Source organism: Mesorhizobium sp. M7A.F.Ca.CA.001.10.2.1, from assembly GCF_003998575.1.
Lineage (GTDB): Bacteria > Pseudomonadota > Alphaproteobacteria > Rhizobiales > Rhizobiaceae > Mesorhizobium.
The window spans coordinates 1-846 of record NZ_RZQY01001168.1; the positions used below are offsets into that span (position 1 = coordinate 1).

General features: G+C 64.5%; 1 protein-coding gene. It reads left to right on the forward strand.

Features of this window, described 5'->3' with window-relative positions:
* Positions 1-177: 177 nt before the first annotated feature.
* Positions 178-846 (forward strand): ABC transporter permease (locus tag EN964_RS35910; protein WP_164776517.1); only part of this gene is annotated, 669 nt, incomplete at its 3' end.

The window sequence follows — 846 nt, forward strand, 5'->3', positions numbered from 1 at the left end:
CCCCTAACCCCTCCCCACAAGGGGGAGGGGGGCACAGCTTCCGAGCCCGGACTTCTGCTGTTTTGTCGTGGTCGGCGCCTGCGAGAGTTCCCCTCCCCCTTGTGGGGAGGGGCTAGGGGTGGGGGTCCCTCTTCGTCAGAATTCTTGTTCGACAGACAGAACAGAGGGTGCCGCCTAATGTTCCGCCTGGAAGCCCGCACAAGCACACCTGCCTGGTTCAACCTCGCTCTGCCATTGCTGGCGATCGGCGGGACGCTCATCCTATGCAGCGGCCTCATCGCGCTGGCCGGCGCCGGCGTGCTCGAAGCCTATGGCGTGATGTTCACGGCGTCGCTGGGCGACAGCTATGCGATCACCGAAACGATGGTGCGTGCAACACCCATGATCTTCACCGGACTGGCGGTCGCGGTCGCCTTCCGGGCCAAATTCTGGAACATCGGCGCCGAGGGGCAATTGCTGGCCGGCGCGGTGGCCAGCTGCTTTGTCGGCGCCATTCCAATGCCGGGGCCGCTCGCCATGGTCTTGATGGCGGTCGCCGGTGCCGCGGCGGGAGCCGCAGTCGCGCTGGTGCCGGCGACGCTCAGAGTAAAATTCAAGGTCGACGATGTCGTCAGTTCGCTGCTGCTCAACTCGGTCATCTATTATGCGCTGATGGCGCTGATCGAAGGCCCGTGGAAGGACTCCTTCAGCGGCTATCCGATCTCGCCGCCGATCGAGGATTCGGCCAATTTCCCGGTGCTGCTCGAAGGCACAAGACTGCATCTCGGCGTCGTCGCGGCGCTGATCGCGGCGCCGCTGACCTGGTTCCTGATCCTGAAGCCGAGCGTCGTGCGCACGATCAGGAAC